The sequence below is a fragment of the Streptomyces sp. NPDC050549 genome (assembly GCF_040655035.1).
Lineage (GTDB): Bacteria > Actinomycetota > Actinomycetes > Streptomycetales > Streptomycetaceae > Streptomyces.
In genome coordinates this window covers 102,745-117,676 of record NZ_JBFAJD010000017.1, presented here as the reverse complement: position 1 = coordinate 117,676, position 14,932 = coordinate 102,745, and the positions used below count along the sequence as shown (strand labels likewise).

The 14,932-nt window shown below is 70.4% G+C and carries 13 protein-coding genes and 3 pseudogenes; 5 read left to right on the top strand and 11 right to left on the bottom strand.

Annotated elements, in window-relative coordinates; all coding sequences use genetic code 11:
• Window positions 1-22: 22 nt before the first annotated feature.
• On the top strand, window positions 23-460 hold the full coding sequence (locus AB0I51_RS24720; protein WP_327407361.1) for a DUF4442 domain-containing protein: 438 nt from the start codon (window positions 23-25) through the stop codon (window positions 458-460).
• A 66-nt stretch (window positions 461-526) separates the two neighbouring features.
• Here AB0I51_RS24720 and galU read toward each other — a convergent pair whose 3' ends face one another.
• The 3 genes and pseudogenes from galU to nadC all read right to left on the bottom strand — a co-directional run bounded on the left by galU (window position 527) and on the right by nadC (window position 2,690).
• Complete coding sequence (galU, locus tag AB0I51_RS24715; RefSeq protein WP_362978526.1) at window positions 527-1,504, bottom strand: UTP--glucose-1-phosphate uridylyltransferase GalU; 978 nt, start codon at window positions 1,502-1,504, stop codon at window positions 527-529.
• Window positions 1,505-1,663: 159 nt separating this feature from the next.
• Window positions 1,664-1,777 (bottom strand): annotated as a pseudogene (locus AB0I51_RS24710) (type III pantothenate kinase); the annotation flags it as partial.
• A gap of 4 nt (window positions 1,778-1,781) precedes the next feature.
• Window positions 1,782-2,690 carry a carboxylating nicotinate-nucleotide diphosphorylase gene (gene nadC, locus AB0I51_RS24705; RefSeq protein ID WP_362978524.1) on the bottom strand — a complete coding sequence of 303 codons (909 nt, stop codon included), beginning with the start codon at window positions 2,688-2,690 and terminating at the stop codon, window positions 1,782-1,784.
• 173 nt (window positions 2,691-2,863) lie between these two features.
• Here nadC and AB0I51_RS24700 point away from each other — a divergent pair, with 173 nt between their 5' ends.
• Complete coding sequence (locus AB0I51_RS24700; protein WP_362978522.1) at window positions 2,864-3,139, top strand: helix-turn-helix domain-containing protein; 276 nt, start codon at window positions 2,864-2,866, stop codon at window positions 3,137-3,139.
• Window positions 3,140-3,166: 27 nt separating this feature from the next.
• Here the strand turns inward: AB0I51_RS24700 and AB0I51_RS24695 are convergent.
• From AB0I51_RS24695 to AB0I51_RS24680, 4 genes and pseudogenes are all read right to left on the bottom strand, one after another.
• Window positions 3,167-3,292 (bottom strand): annotated as a pseudogene (locus AB0I51_RS24695) (IS5/IS1182 family transposase); the annotation flags it as partial.
• A gap of 92 nt (window positions 3,293-3,384) precedes the next feature.
• A complete protein-coding gene (locus AB0I51_RS24690) occupies window positions 3,385-4,083 on the bottom strand; it encodes an ISAs1 family transposase (RefSeq protein ID WP_362978520.1) in 699 nt (232 codons plus the stop codon).
• 167 nt (window positions 4,084-4,250) lie between these two features.
• Window positions 4,251-4,457, bottom strand: a pseudogene (locus tag AB0I51_RS24685) (transposase family protein); the annotation flags it as partial.
• 179 nt (window positions 4,458-4,636) lie between these two features.
• Window positions 4,637-5,362 carry a hypothetical protein gene (locus AB0I51_RS24680; RefSeq protein ID WP_362978518.1) on the bottom strand — a complete coding sequence of 242 codons (726 nt, stop codon included), beginning with the start codon at window positions 5,360-5,362 and terminating at the stop codon, window positions 4,637-4,639.
• A gap of 556 nt (window positions 5,363-5,918) precedes the next feature.
• Here AB0I51_RS24680 and AB0I51_RS24675 point away from each other — a divergent pair.
• The gene (locus AB0I51_RS24675) at window positions 5,919-7,661 is read left to right on the top strand and encodes an RICIN domain-containing protein (protein ID WP_362978516.1); all 1,743 of its coding nucleotides are present in this window, start codon (window positions 5,919-5,921) and stop codon (window positions 7,659-7,661) included.
• A 42-nt stretch (window positions 7,662-7,703) separates the two neighbouring features.
• Window positions 7,704-9,203, top strand: a complete 1,500-nt coding sequence (locus tag AB0I51_RS24670; protein WP_362978514.1) for an amidohydrolase — start codon at window positions 7,704-7,706, stop codon at window positions 9,201-9,203.
• Window positions 9,204-9,296: 93 nt separating this feature from the next.
• Here AB0I51_RS24670 and AB0I51_RS24665 read toward each other — a convergent pair whose 3' ends face one another.
• Window positions 9,297-10,619 (bottom strand): lysine N(6)-hydroxylase/L-ornithine N(5)-oxygenase family protein, encoded by a 1,323-nt coding sequence (locus AB0I51_RS24665; RefSeq protein WP_362978512.1) that lies wholly within the window; start codon window positions 10,617-10,619, stop codon window positions 9,297-9,299.
• Between the two features lie 83 nt (window positions 10,620-10,702).
• On the opposite strand from AB0I51_RS24665, the gene AB0I51_RS24660 reads away from it, so the two are divergent.
• A complete protein-coding gene (locus AB0I51_RS24660) occupies window positions 10,703-11,656 on the top strand; it encodes a methionyl-tRNA formyltransferase (RefSeq protein ID WP_362978510.1) in 954 nt (317 codons plus the stop codon).
• Window positions 11,657-11,771: 115 nt separating this feature from the next.
• Here AB0I51_RS24660 and AB0I51_RS24655 read toward each other — a convergent pair whose 3' ends face one another.
• From AB0I51_RS24655 to AB0I51_RS24645, 3 genes are read right to left on the bottom strand one after another with little or no spacing between them, the layout of a single operon-like run.
• A complete protein-coding gene (locus AB0I51_RS24655; RefSeq protein ID WP_362978508.1) occupies window positions 11,772-12,659 on the bottom strand; it encodes an ABC transporter ATP-binding protein in 888 nt (295 codons plus the stop codon).
• Window positions 12,660-12,663: 4 nt separating this feature from the next.
• Window positions 12,664-13,737, bottom strand: a complete 1,074-nt coding sequence (locus tag AB0I51_RS24650) for an iron chelate uptake ABC transporter family permease subunit (RefSeq protein ID WP_362978506.1) — start codon at window positions 13,735-13,737, stop codon at window positions 12,664-12,666.
• On the bottom strand, window positions 13,734-14,759 hold the full coding sequence (locus AB0I51_RS24645; RefSeq protein WP_362978504.1) for an iron ABC transporter permease: 1,026 nt from the start codon (window positions 14,757-14,759) through the stop codon (window positions 13,734-13,736). The genes AB0I51_RS24650 and AB0I51_RS24645 overlap by 4 nt, the downstream gene beginning before the upstream one ends.
• Window positions 14,760-14,932 lie beyond the last annotated feature (173 nt).

Below are 14,932 nucleotides of genomic sequence, written 5' to 3'. Positions count from 1 at the left end.
GCCGTCCATGAGCGCAGATCAGATGTCCATCGGCGAGTTGCTCGCCGCCACGGTTCCCATGGTTCGCACGCTGAACCTGGAGTACCTGGAGACCAGTCCGGAGCGGGCTGTGCTGGCCCTGCCGGACCAGAGCGAGTACCGCAACCACGTCGGCGGGCCGCACGCCGGTGCCATGTTCACCCTCGGCGAGTCCGCCAGCGGCGCGATCGTCCTCGCCGCTTTCGGCGACCAGCTCTCGCGGGCCGTGCCGCTCCCGGTCAACGCCGAGATCGCGTTCAAGAAGATCGCCCTGGGGCCGGTGAAGGCCACCGCGACCCTCGGCCGCCCCGCCGCCGACGTCGTCGCCGAACTCGACGCGGGTGAGCGCCCCGAGTTCCCGGTCACCGTCGCCATCCAGCGCGAGGACGGCGCCGTGACGGGCGAGATGACGGTCATCTGGACCCTCCGGCCGAACGGCTGACCGTCACGAGGCAGGCCGGGGCCCGGTTGTCGCTACGGCGTGACCGGGCCCTCGTGCGTGTGGAGTTCAGGCCGCGAACCGCGAGCTCCTGCTCTCGGGCCCGTTCTCGCTCCGGGGGGCCGCGTCTTCCAGTCCCTCCACGAACTCCTTGAGCCAGGCGACGAATTCGGGCCCCAGGTCCGGGCGGTCGCAGGCCAGCCGGACCACCGTGCGCAGATAGTCGGCCTTGTCGCCGGTGTCGTAGCGCAGGCCGTCGAAGACGACTCCGTGGACCGTGCCGTCGGCGGCCAACTCCTGGAGGGCGTCGGTCAGTTGGATCTCGCCGCCGCGGCCGGGCGGGGTGCGCTCCAGGGTGGGGAAGATCGCGGGGTCGAGGACGTAGCGGCCGATGACGGCGTAGCGGCTCGGCGCGTCCTCGCGGGACGGCTTCTCGACCAGGCCGGTGACGCGTACGACACCGTCCTCGCCGGTCGGCTCGACGGCTGCGCAGCCGTACAGGTGGACCTGTTCCTCCGGGACTTCCATCAGGGCGACCACGCTGCCCTCGTACCGCTCGCGGACTTCCAGCATCCGGCTGAGCAGGGTCTCGCGCGGGTCGATCAGGTCGTCGCCCAGGAGGACGGCGAACGGCTGGTCGCCGACGTGGTGGCGGGCGCAGAGCACCGCGTGGCCGAGGCCGAGCGGGTCGCCCTGGCGGATGTGGTGGATGTCGGCGAGGCGCGCGGGATCGCGTACGGCGTCCAGGCGCACGGTGTCGCCCTTGGCGGCCAGGGCCTGTTCCAGTTCGAAGGCGTGGTCGAAGTGGTCCTCGATGGCGCGCTTGTGCCGGCCGGTGACCATCAGGATGTCGTCGAGTCCGGCCGCGGCGGCCTCCTCGACGACGTACTGGATCGCGGGCTTGTCGACGACCGGGAGCATCTCCTTGGGCGTCGCCTTCGTCGCGGGCAGGAACCGCGTGCCGAGCCCGGCGGCCGGCACGACCGCCTTGCGGACCGTGGGGACGCGGGCGGGTGCGGGGGTGGCTGAAGAGTGGGGGGCGATCATGCGGTTCATCGTGGTCCACGGCGATGAGAGCATCCCGAGAGAAACCTCGGAGTTCCCTGTGTGCCTCCCTCAGGGCTCGCGCAGATTGGCAGCGCGGGGAGTCCCGAGAGCAAGGGGCACAGGTCCCGGTGGTCACGGAGCTGCGACGCTCTGTGACCGCTGGGGAGACGTCCGGCGCGGATCCGTGGCCACCCGCCAGTGGTCGACGATCTCCTCGCCCTCGAACAGTCCGCAAACGGTCTGCGTGCTGCTGACGTCAATGGTCAGGAGCACGGAGCTACTTCCCTTCTTCGCGGAAGTCCGAGCCGATGTCCAGGATCGGCGCCGAGTGGGTCAGCGCGCCGACCGAGAGGTAGTCGACCCCGGTCTCGGCGACGGCGCGGGCCAGGTCCAGCGTCAGTCCGCCCGACGCCTCCAGCCGGGTCCGGCCGTAGAGCTCGTTGCGCCCGGTGATCTGCACCGCCGCGCGTATGCGCTCCGGCGTGAAGTTGTCCAGCAGGATCAGCTCGGCGCCGGCCGCGAGTACGCCGGGCAGCTGTTCCAGCGAGTCGATCTCGACCTCGATCGGCAGCCCCGGATGCGCCTTGCGCACCGCCGCGAAGGCCTCGACGACACCGCCGGCGGCCACCACGTGGTTGTCCTTCACCAGACCGGCGTCGGACAGCGACATGCGGAGGTTCATGCCACCGCCGCACCGCACCGCGTACTTCTCCAGAGAACGCAATCCGGGGGTCGTCTTACGGGTGTCGCGGATCTTCGCGCCGGTGCCCTCCACCGCGTCCACCCACAGTCGGGTCTGAGTAGCGACCCCGGAGAGGTGGCACAGAAGGTTCAGCGCAGTGCGTTCTCCAGTAAGGAGACCCCGCGTGGCGCCGGTGACTGTGAGGAGCACAGTGCCGGGCTCCACCCGATCGCCGTCCTTCACCACCTGCTGGATCTTCGCCGTGCCCTGCGACACCAGGTCGAACACCGCCGCGGCCACCGGAACCCCCGCAGCGACGCCCTGGGCGCGCGCCGTGAAGTCCGCGGTGTCCGTCGCGTCCGCAGAGACCGTGGCCTCGGTCGTGACGTCCGGCCCGTCGGCCAGGTCCTCGTCCAGGGCCACCATGATCACCGAAGTCACGTACTCCGGGTCCAGCCCACCATCGATCAGCGCCTTGGCGACGTCCGGGGACAACGAACTCATCAGAGCTTCACTCCATCCATCTCTGCGCTGCGCGGCGGCTGCTTCCGTGGTTGCTTCGATTTCAGAAGCGTGTCGGCACGCTAACATTGGCGCCTCTGAAAGGGAAGCAGATGGCACGACAAGCACCACTTCCAGGCCGACGGGTCCGTGGCTCGAACACCGGGCGCCCGATCATGGCGCTCCTGGACCTCTTGGGGCGACGCTGGGCGCTGCGAGTCCTATGGGAACTCCGGGACGACTCAACTCCTACCTTCCGGCAGCTCCAGCAACGATGCGACGGCGTCTCATCAAGCGTCCTGGCAGACAGGCTTCGTGAGCTCGGACAGGCCGACCTCGTCGAGCACGCCGGCGAAGGCTACCTGCTCACCGGACAGGGCAGGACCCTTCTCGAACGTCTCGCCCAGCTCGATGCATGGGCCTCCGACTGGCGGCCAAAGGCAACGGACTGACGACCATGACGCCTGTCGGCGGCACTGCCGATCGCTGATGCGGCGGCGGTGGCAGCCCAGCGGGTGGATCGGATTGACCGAAGGATGCTCGGGCAACAGCGCCGCGAATTGGTCCCAGAGCGGGTCGGTCAGCCATGACGGCAGGACGGGCACAATCTCCCCAGCGGTCACAGAGCGTCGCAGCTCCGTGATCACCGGGACCTGTGCCGAGGCTTCGGCGCAGTCGGTGGACGACCGTTTTGTGATCACGCAAGACCGAGGAGTGCGATGGGTCGGCGGGCGTCGCGTGCGTTGCGACGGAGGCCGGCTGCGATGTTCTTGACGCCGCTCGGCCGGAGGGCGCCGACGGCGAGGTTGCGCCAGGTTGCCACCGCGCGGGGTGCGTTGCCGGTCCGCAGTTGGGAGGCGTCCTCGGCGAAGGTGGTGTCGCGGACGTGGTGCAGGGCCTCGATCTTCCAGTGGTCGCGGATCGGTCTCGCGAGTCGGACGGGGTTGGCCTGCTCGGCGGTCAGGCTGGTGACCGCGCGGACGGTCGTGATGGTCGTCTTGCCGGTCTTGCGGTCGGTGCGGCGGCGCTTGATCTGGACGGCCTGGCGGGCGCCGGGAAAGAGCAAGTAGTTCAAGGTGGCGATCTTGATCCGGCGGATCTCCGCGCGGCCGTGTCGGGTGCCCCGGGTGCAGCCCTGGAAGGAGATGTCCTTCCAGGGAAGGGACTTCAGCTGCCTGCGTAGCTTCTTCTGGTTGCCCTTGACGATCGCGATGTAATGGGCGCCGCGGCCCAGGAGGTAGGCGGCGGGCTCGCGTTGCGTATGGAGCGCGTCGCTGGTGACCACGGTTGCGGCCAGGTCGGCGACGGTGTCGAGCAGCGGCCGGAAGCGGGTGACCTCACCGGTCTTCTCGCCGACGTCGAGCTGGGCCAGGACCAGCCCGGTGGTGTGCTCCACCGCGGCAAGCAGATGGATCCTCCGCCCCTGAGCTTCGCCGCACCGCGCAGGGACTTGCCGTCCACGGACAGTCCGCGAAGCCCGGTGCTCTCGGGCCGGCGGTCGGCAAGCCATCCGCCCACCGCCCGGTTCAGGGCGTCACCGTCGATGCGGGTGAGCAGCCGGCGGACCGTCGCCTTCGAAGGCACCAGCCTGCGGGGCAGTACCGGATCGGGGCGCACGCCGAGTCGCTCCAGCATGTGCGGCGGCGCGTCCGCGATCCACTCGCCGACCGCCAGCAGCGAGGTCGCGCCGGTCAGCACCGCGCACGCGGTCAGCGTGAGCACGACGGCCAGGGCATGGCGTACGCCGCGCGGATCGCGCGGATCCGGCACCTGAGCCAGCCGCTCCAGCAGGCCGGGCACCTCCCCGGGCCCGACGTCGGACTGCTCGCGGAGCCGGTCAAGGGCAGGCGGAATCAGGGGTGATGCGTCGGCAGGCACGGTCTTCCAGACAGGTCACTGGCCATGGAGCACTCCATGATCACGTGAACCTTCTCTGTATTCGCCCCGGGTCACAGCAACGACGCAGCCTCGCCTGCCACCCAGGTCTGCCAGACACGACGGGTGTTCGGTATGTCAGGGCGGTCAAGGAGCCAGAGCACATACCCGGCGTGGCACCGGGCCCACGGACTGTCCGAACCGGCCGCCCGATCGAGCCTGCCCCGTAGGTCAGCGCTGTCGACAGCCCGGGCCACCCGCACGTATTCGCGATCCTTGCAGCGACACGCCCGGTGGACGACGAGCTCGACCAGGTCGGTGAGCTTCGCCCTGATCGCCTCCTCCTGGGGAGCACGGGCCACCTTACGGATCAGGGTCTCTTTCGTACCCCACGCCTTCGCATGCTGCGTCCACTCCAGCGGATACCTCGCCTCCCACTCCAGAAAGAGCAGCGCATAGGGCAGCCCCGGCCACGTCGCCAGATCCCCGCCCGCGGGGCCATTCCACACCCCGTCAGGCAGCGAACGCCTCCGGGCTTGCCAATGCCTCTGGAGTGCCTGCCGAAAGGCCGGCTCCTGGTACTGCTCGTCCGCTCCCAGGGGCCGCGTCAGCAGCCACATCTCGTTGGACCGGTCGAGCGCGTCCGTGACCTTCCTCTGGGCTTCGGCCAGATGGACGAGCGCGGCACCTCTCACAGCCGGATCCTCCGCGATGAGCCCGAACGCCCAACCCAGCCGCTCAGCCCATGCACGCGCGTCGTCCGCGTCCGTACCTGCCTCTTCAGCCGCGCACGGGATCATCTCCCAACGCAGTCGGCTCGCTCCACCCGACGGTGCGGGGGAAGACGCAGGGGTTCCCGGGCGCAACAGACGTGAGTAGAAACCTTCCGCTCTCGCTCTCTTCGTCACAAGTGATTACAGAACGGACGCCCGCCGACTACGCCGAAGCCCTGGGACCTGTGCCCCTTGCTCTCGGGACTCCCTGCGCTGCCAATCTGCGCGAGCTCTTAGTTCGATGGAGAGTTGGAGATTTCGTGTAGAGGCCTGTGGATACCGCCGGTAACCAATCTGAATTCACAGCGTTTTGAACATCGGTCACCCTAACTCCTTGTTTCCTGTCGGGCGCTTGTGCGAGTGTGAGCCACCTCATGAGGTCGGCTGTGAGAAGGCAATGGTCAGGGTTGTTTCTGACATCTCATAGGTATGCACCAATCAAGCGCCTGCTTTCCGATGGTCGGGCATTCGTGTGCCGTCCTGCGGCTTGGAAGGAAATGGTCCCGTGCAATCCCCCTACCCCCCACGCCCTCCGTTCCCGCCTCGCCCCGGTTCGAGTCCGGGGGAGTCGGACCGTAATCTCGTGGCACAACTCGGCGACAAAGCCGCGGGCACTCGCGCCGTCGCTCTGCTGCTCGCGCGCCACTGGCAGGCGACAAGTGAATATGCGGTCATCTGCCTCGCCACCGCAGAGAGTTCGGCGTCCATGGTGGCGAGTGCCGCCTTCCACCAGATACTCGCCGGCCGCGTGACCGGTGGCGCCCTGCGGCCCCAACTCCTTGTGGCGGTCCGGGAGATGGTGAAGAAGTGGGCCGCCGATGAGCGAATTCCCGCGCTGTTGCCGGAACTTCGCAAACCCACTGGCGGCCGGGGTCTACGCGCGGCGAGGCCCGGGACCCCCGAAAGGCGCAAGCTCGCGGAACGTGCTTTCGGCAGGCTGCCGGGCGCCTCCCAATGCCTGCTGTGGCACACCGAGGTCGAAGCCGAACCCATAACCATACCCGCCGGTCTGCTGGGTGTGGACGAGGCCACCGCGACCGCCGCGCTGGACCAGGCGCGTGAACAATTCAGGGCGGGTTGTGTCCGTGCCCACCTGGAACTCGCGCCGACCCCGGAATGCCGCTACTACAACCGCCTCCTCGACGTCCCGATCCGCCGCGGCGGCAGTCTGTTGCCCGATGTGCAACGGCACCTCATGACATGCCGCTACTGCCGTTTCGCGGCGGAGCAGTTGAGCCATTTCGACGGGGGCCTCGAAGTGCTGCTCGCCGAGACCGTCCTCGGCTGGGGAGCCCGCCGGTATCTCGACTCGCGGCCCGGCCGCGCGACGCCCGGGACCGCCGCCCGTGCCGTCCGCCGCCCGACGGGCCGCCACCGCCCCACCCCTGACGGCGTCCTCGCCTTCCCGCGAAGACGCCCAAAGGCCGCGGTCGTGGGGCTGACCTCCCTCGCGCTGCTCGCGACCGTGCTCGTCTCCAAGGGCTGGACTCGGAGCGACACCCCCGATCCGCAGGCCACCTGGGGTGCGCCCAGCGGCAGTTCGTCCCACCAGAGCCCGGTCGCGGCGCCCTCGTCGGCCGGTGCCGAGTCGGCTGCCGGTTCCGTCGGCGCGGGAGTCGTCCAACAGGGCGTGCTGCGTGCCCTCGCCTCCGGGCTCTGCCTCGACGTGGCCGGCGGACGGGTCCGGAACGGCGCGGTCGTCGCCCTGGCCGCGTGTTCCACCGCCGGGTCGCAGCAGTGGTCGTACGACCAGGACGGTCTGCTGCGCAGCCTCGACGATCCCGGACTCTGCCTCGCCTCCGACACCGACAGAGGCACGGTCACGCTGGCCGGGTGCCTGGTGCACGCGGGTGAGGTGCACTACGACCTGACGGTCCGCGGAGAGTTGCTGCTCCGCTGGAGCCAGGGGCTGGCCGTCGCTCCCGAGAACGGGAAGAAGGGGGCGCGGGTCGTGCTGGCGGGACGGGACGGGTCCGCCGGGCAGCGCTGGGCGCTCGGGGCCACCGCCGATGAGGGGGCCGAGGGCGGCGAACCGGCGGACGGAGGGAAGAGGGAGGGAAGTGGCAACGCACCCGGCAGTGTTGCTCCGACGGCACCTGAGGGTGGTGGCGTGCCGCAGTCGCCTCCCACGGATCCTCCCCAGCAGGATCAACCGCAGAACGCGCCCCGCGCCGCGCAGGTCGCTTGCTGTGGGGATCCCGCACCGGATCCCGCGCCCGCGCCCGCGCCGGCCGTTGACGCGGTGCAGCCGGTGGCGACGGTCGTCGGGGATGTCGTGAACACTGTCACCGGTGTCATCGCCGGGCTGGGCCCGGCCCGGCACTGAACTGGAGGTAAGGTAACCCTAAGTTCACCTGGGGGGTTCCACATGGCAGACACCGCAAGCGCCCCGGCGCCCGCACGGACCCTGGCCCGGGTTCGGCTCGGTGCCGGCGGGCCGCTTGCCCGGCTGCGGGTGGCGGACGGCAGGATCACCCACATCGTCCCGGAAACGGGCGCGGACACGGACGCCGGGCCCGGCGGTGAACCGGTCGTCGATCTCGACGGGCGGGTACTGCTGCCCGGCCTGTGGGACGCCCACGTCCACCTCGCGGAATGGGCGAGCGCCCGGCACCGCCTTGACCTGGCCGGAACCGCCTCCGCCCGGGCGGTGGCAGACCTCGTCCGGGCACACGGCGGGGCGGCCGACGGCACGGTGCTCTACGGCTACGGGTTCCGCGACGGCCTGTGGCCCGACGCCCCGCACAAGGCACTGCTCGACGCGGTGCTGCCCGGCCGGCCCGTCGCCCTGGTCAGCGCCGATCTCCATGCCGCGTGGTTCAACTCGGCCTGCCTCGCCCTCGTCGGTCGCGCCGGCCACCCCACCGGTCTGATCAGGGAACACGAGGCCCATGAAGTCCTCGCCGCGCTCCCCGCGACCCCGGCCGAGGTGCTCGACGGCTGGATCGAAGAGGCCTGCCGCGCCGCCGCCGCGCGCGGAGTCACCGGTGTCATCGACTTCCAGTTCGGCGACACGGTCGCGGACTGGGAACGCCGCGCGGCCCGATTCCGGCCCGCCGTACGGGTGTCGGCCGCGGTGTATCCGAGTTACCTGGACGCCGCGATCAAGCGCGGGCTGCGCACGGGCGACGAGGTCGGCAACCTGGTCGGGGTGGGCCCGCTGAAACTCTTCACGGACGGCTCGCTCAACACCCGCACCGCCCTGTGCCGCGACCCCTACCCGGGCCTGGAGGGCACGGACGGCGCCCACGGCATCGAGCAGACGGCCCCCGACGAGCTCGTACGGCTGATGCGCCACGCCGCCGCGCACGGCATGGAACCCGCGGTGCACGCCATCGGCGACCGCGCCAACACCGTTGCCCTGGACGCCTTCGAGGCGGTGCGCTGTCGCGGCCGGATCGAGCACGCGCAGCTGCTGAGCCCCGAAGACCTCCCGAGATTCGCCGAGTTGGGGGTGATCGCGGGAGTCCAGCCCCGGCACGCGACGGACGACCGCGACGTGGCGGACCGGCACTGGGCCGGACGTACCGAACGAGCCTTCGCCTACGGCGACCTGCTCGCGGCGGGCGCACGGCTGGAGTTCGGCTCGGACGCCCCGGTCTCGCCGCTCGACCCCTGGCTCGCCATCGCCTCGGCGGTCAGCCGCACCGACGACGAACGCCCCGCCTGGCATCCGGAGCAACGCCTCTCCGTACCGGACGCGTTGGTCGCCGCCGCCCGTGGCCGCCGGCTGATCAGGGTCGGGGACCCGGCCGACCTGGTGCTCGTGGACGTGGACCCGCTGGACGCCGATCCGGACACCCTGCGCGCGATGCCGGTGCACGCCACGATGACGAACGGCCGCTGGACCCATGGCCCCTACTCGTGATCCCGTACGACATGCCCGGCCGCGCCGGTCGCAGGCAAGAACCCCGGGCCCGGAAGGGACCGTACCCTCCGGGCCCGGGGAGCCATGGGGGCCTCAGACGGCTGCTTTCGTCGCCTGTACCGAGCGGTGGATCTCCTCCGCCCGGACCGCTACCGTCGACAGCAGGGTGCTGGTCAGCCCGTGGGTGTGCTCGGTGCCGCCCTGGAGGTAGAGGCCGGCGGTCACCTCCGGGACGGTCTCGACCCGGTGGTCCCGGCCCACGCGGATCTCGTCGCCGTCGTCCCGGAGGCAGAGCTTGGCCGCCTCGCCGAGCAGTGAACCCAGGTCGCGGGGCCGGTAACCGGTGGCGAGCACCAGTATGTCGGCGGGCAGTACCTGCTTCTCGCCGGTGGGCAGGAACTCCACGGCGACGTCGAGACCGCCGTCCGCTCCGGCATCCACGGCGCGGACCCGCGAGACGTTCAGGAAGCGCAGCCGCTCGCGGCCCGCCACCTTCTCCCGGTACGCGGTGGCGTACAGGGCCTCGATCAACTCCATGTCCACCACGGAGTAGTTGGTGGACCGGTGGTAGTCGAGCAGCGACTGCTTGACCTCTGAGGGTGCCGAGAAGTAGACGTCCACCGCCTCCGGGTCGAAGATGCGGTTCGCGAACGGGCTGTCGTCGGCCGGGGTGTAGCCGTACTTGGCGAACACCGAGCACACCTCGGCGTCCGGGAAGGTGCGGTGCAGATAGTCCACCGCCTCGGCGGCGCTCTGGCCCGCGCCGAGCACCACGGCCCGCCGCACCGGCTGCCCCGCGTCGGCCAGTTCGGTCGCGCGGGGGATCAACTCGCTGTTGTGCCAGAGGCGTTCGCCCAGTTCGAGACCCGGCGGCACATGCGGTTCGAGACCCATGGCCACGCTGATGTTGCGGGCCCGACGGGTCACCGGCGCGCCGTTCCCGGTGAGGTCCCGGCTGGTCACGTCGAAGAGGGCGACCTGGCCGTCGTCGCCGCGCACCGGGTCGACGGAGACGACCTCGCTGCCGTAGGAGACGAGGTGGGAGACCCGCTCGGCCGCCCACTCGAAGTACTCGTGGAACTCCACGCGCAGCGGGAAGAGGGTCTTCTGGTTCAGGAAGTCGATCAGCCTGCCCTGCTCCCGCAGGAAGCAGAGGAAGCTGTAGTCGCTGGTCGGATTCCGCAGTGTGACCAGGTCTTTGAGGAACGACACCTGCATCGTGGCGTCGTCGATCAGCATGCCCCGGTGCCAGCCGAAGCGCGGCTGGCGCTCCAGGAACAGGGCGCCCAGACGGCTGTCTGCCGGAAGGCTCCTGTTGTGCTCCTCAACCGCTATGGACAGAGCGAGATTTGACGGACCGAATCCGATTCCGAGTATGTCGTGGACCACTTCGGAATCCATGAGCGGTGACTTCACCGTGGCATCGCCTCCCTCAGGCAGCCCAATGCTAGATAAGGTAAGGCTTACCTTGCAATGAGTCGTTGAAGGGGAGGACCGTCATGCGGGTCGTCATGCTCGGCTATCAGACCTGGGGTCACCGCACGCTGCAGGCGCTGCTGGACTCCGACCACGAGGTCGTGTCCGTCGTCACCCATCCGAGAAGTGAGCATGCCTACGAGAAGATCTGGGACGACAGCGTGGCCGAACTCGCCGAGAAGAACGACGTCCCCGTCCTGCTGCGCAACCGCCCCGACGACGCCGAACTCCTCGACGCCGTAAGGGAAGCGCGGCCGGACATCATCGTCGCCAACAACTGGCGGACCTGGCTGCCCCCCGAGCTGTTCGACCTCCCGCCGCACGGCACCCTCAACATCCACGACTCGCTGCTGCCGTCGTACGCCGGGTTCTCCCCGATCATCTGGGCGCTCCTGAACGACGAGCCGCGCGTCGGCGTCACCGCGCACCGCATGAACGGCGAACTCGACGCGGGGGACATCCTGATCCAGCGCTCGGTCCCGGTCGGGCCCACCGACACGGCGACCGACCTGTTCCACCGCACCGTCGACCTCATCGCGCCCATCGTGCGCGAGTCGCTCGACCTGATCGCCTCGGGCCGCGACGCCGGCCAGTGGGTGCCGCAGGACCGCGGCCGAGCCAGCTTCTTCCACAAGCGGTCGGCGGAGGACAGCCGTATCGACTGGAGCTGGTCCGCCGAACGCCTGGAGCGCCTTGTCAGGGCCCAGTCGGACCCGTACCCGAACGCCTACGCCTTCCATCGCGGCCGGCGGCTCCGGATCGTCTCGGCTGCCGTCTCGGAGGGGCGCTACGGCGGCACCCCGGGCCGGATCTTCATCCGCGAGGGCGACGGCGTGGTCATAGTGGCGGGCCCCGAGGCCCACACCGGGCGCGGCCGTGGGCTGTTGGTGCGCCGGGTGCGCACTGACGACGGCACCGAGTACGCGGCCGGCGACTACTTCCGGACGATGGGCGGGTACTTGACGTCCCGCCCCTGAGCCGACCGGCCCCCGCCGGTCGGCGTGTCGCGCCGGGCGGGGTGGGGTTCAGAAAAGTGTGTCACTTTGCGCGAGAAGTGACACACCTTTCTGAACCCGGTCCCCGGCGGAGTCCTCACCGGGTCGTGACGGTGTCCTCGGACTTGTCGGCCGGGGCGGCGCCGTCGTGGTGGTGCCGTCCCAGCGGGATCACCAGCGGGGTGCCGCTGACCGGGTCGGGGGTGATCCGGCAGCGCAGGTCGAAGACGTCCTCCACGGTGGCCTCGGTGACGACGTCGGCAGGCGCGCCCTCGGCGACGATACGGCCGGCCTTCATGGCGATGACGTGATCGGCGTACCGGCAGGCCTGGTTGAGGTCGTGCAGGACCATCACCACCGTGCGGCCCTCGCGCCGGTTGAGGTCCGTGATCAGGTCGAGTACGTCGATCTGGTGGGCGAGGTCGAGATATGTCGTCGGCTCGTCGAGGAGCAGGACGGGGGTGCCCTGGGCAACTGCCATGGCTATCCAGGCGCGTTGCCGCTGGCCGCCGGAGAGCTCGTCGACCGGACGCTCCGCCAGCTCGGTGAGGTTCGTCGCCTCGAGGGCCGCGTGCACGGCTTCCTCGTCGGCCGCGGACCACTGCCGCCACCAGGTCTGGTGCGGGGAACGGCCCCGGCCCACCAGGTCGAGGACGGTCAGCCCCTCCGGTGCCACCGGCGTCTGCGGCAGGATGCCGAGTTTGCGGGCGAGTTCACGGGTCGGCACGGAACGCAGCGCGACACCGTCCAGTTCCACCACGCCCTGGCGCGGGGTAAGCAGCCGGGCGAGCGCCCGCAACAGGGTCGATTTCCCACAGGCGTTGGCGCCGACGACGGCCGTGATCCGGCCGGTCGGCACGGTGAGGTTCAGATTCTCGACCACGGGCCGTCCGTCGTAGGCCAGATGAAGATCACGTGCCCGCAACTCGGGTCCGGAGGTGGGCGATTCGGACTTCCGCGGGGGGCGCGGGTCAGTGGTCGACATGCGATCAGCCTCCAGAACCCGCGCGGTTGACGCGGATGAGCAGCCACAGCAGGACCGGCGCGCCCAGGGCGCCGGTGACGATACCGACCGGCAGTTCCGTCCCGGGGATCGCCTCACGGGCGAGGAGGTCCGAGCCGAGGACGACGAACGCGCCGGTGAGTCCGGAGACGAGCGGGGGCGGCGAGGAGGTGCCCGCCAGCCGCTGGGCGATCTGCGGACAGGCCAGCGCGACGAACGCCACCGGACCGGCCGCCGCCGTACCGAACGCAACCAGACCCACCCCGGCCAACAGCAGTGCCAGCCGGACGAGTTGGACAGGTGTGCCGAGCCCGGCGGCCACGTCGTCGCCGAGCATCAGCGTGTGCATCCAGCGGCCCATGCCCAGCGTGACCGGCAGCAGCACGGCCAGGGCGGCGGCCAGCGAGTCGACCTGGCCCCAGGTCCGGCCGTTGAGGTTGCCGACCAGCCAGCCGAGGGCCGCTTCCGCCTCGAAGCGATTGCCGCGCGCCACAAGGAAGTTGGTGGCGCTGGAGCAGATCCAGGACACCCCGATGCCGACGAGGATGATGCGGTACCCGGTGGCCCCGCCCTTCCACGCCAGCGCGTACACCAGCAGCGCGGTCACCAGCGCGCCGAGCAACCCCAGCGTGGACAGCCCGAGTCCGCCGGTCCAGCCCAGAACGACCGCCGCCACGACGGCGGTTCCGGCTCCCTCGGTGAGCCCGATCATGTCGGGGCTGGCCAGCGGATTGCGGGTCATCGTCTGGAACACGGCCCCGGAGACCCCGAACGCGATCCCGACCAGCAGCCCGACCAGCGCGCGCGGCAGCCGCAGATCCTGTACGACGATGACCGTGCCCGCGTCGCCCGAACCCCCCAGCGCCCGGACGACGTCCGTGAACGCCACCGGGTAGTCGCCGATCGTCAGACCCCAGCAGAACAGCAGGAACGCGCCGACCGCGACGCCAACTCCCGTAAGGAGCAGGCGCGGACGCAGCACGCCGGACACCGGGGGGACGGTGAGCCGGAACGGCCGGTTGCCCAGGGCGGCCGGTGACGGTGGTGCGGACACGCTCATACCTCCGCGAGCTTCCGGCGGCGGACCAGGACGATGAAGAACGGGCCGCCGAGGAAGGCGACGAGAACGCCGGCCTGGATCTCGGTCGGGCGGTCCACCATCCTGCCGAGGATGTCGGCGGACAGCAGCAGCACGGGCGCGAGCGCGGCGGACAGCGGCAGCAGCCACCGGTGGTCGGGGCCGATACCGACCCACTGGGCGAGGACCCGGGCGATGTGCGGGACGACCAGACCGAGGAAGACCACGGGACCGATGACGGCGACGGACGCGCCGGTCAGCAGCACCACGGCGGTGACCCCCTGGAGCCGTACCGGACCCAGCCGCCGCCCCAGGGAGGCGGCCACGTCGTCGCCCAGCGCCATGCTGTTGAGGGCGGGCGCGCAGGACAGCGCCAGTACGGTGCCCACGGCGAGGAAGGGCAGGATGCGCACCAGGTCGCCGGAGTCCTGGTCGGCCAGGGTGCCGGCCGACCAGAAGCGGTAGCGGTCCAGCGCGTCCTGGTCGGTCAGCACGACGGCGCTGGTGAACGACTGCAGCAGCGAGGTGACGGCGACCCCGGCGAGCGCCAGTTTGACCGGCGTCGCCCCGGACCGGCCCAGCCGCCCGAGGAAGAAGACCACGACACTCGCGACCAGCGCCCCGCCGAACGCGAACCACACATAGCCGTACAGCGAGGTGGCCCCGAGCACGCCGACCGCCAGGACGATCGCGAAGGACGCGCCCGCGCTCACCCCGAGGATCCCCGGGTCTGCGAGCGGATTGCGGGTCAGGGCCTGCATCAGCGCGCCGGACAGGCCGAGCGCGGCACCCGTCGTCAGGCCGAGCAGGGTGCGCGGCACGCGCACGGACCAGATGACGTTGTCGATCAGCCGGCTGGGCGGATGGCCCAGCATCGAGCGCACGACCTGGTCGAGCGGAACGCTGAGCGCGCCCAGCGCGACGGACAGCAGGCACAGCAGAACGAGGAGGGCGACGACGAGGGTCACCAGCACCGTGGTGCGAAGCCTTCTGCCTGAAGCCACGTGCCGGTCTCCATGTCGTCTTCCGGGTCATCTTCCGTGCTCTGGAGCCCTGTTGGCGGACCACCGGACGGCCCGGCCAGCAGCTTAGGTGAGCATAACCTCAGTGGCTGTGACATGGGCCTGCGGTTCAGGGAAGGTCTATCAAGTAAGGCAATGCTTACCTTACTATGCGA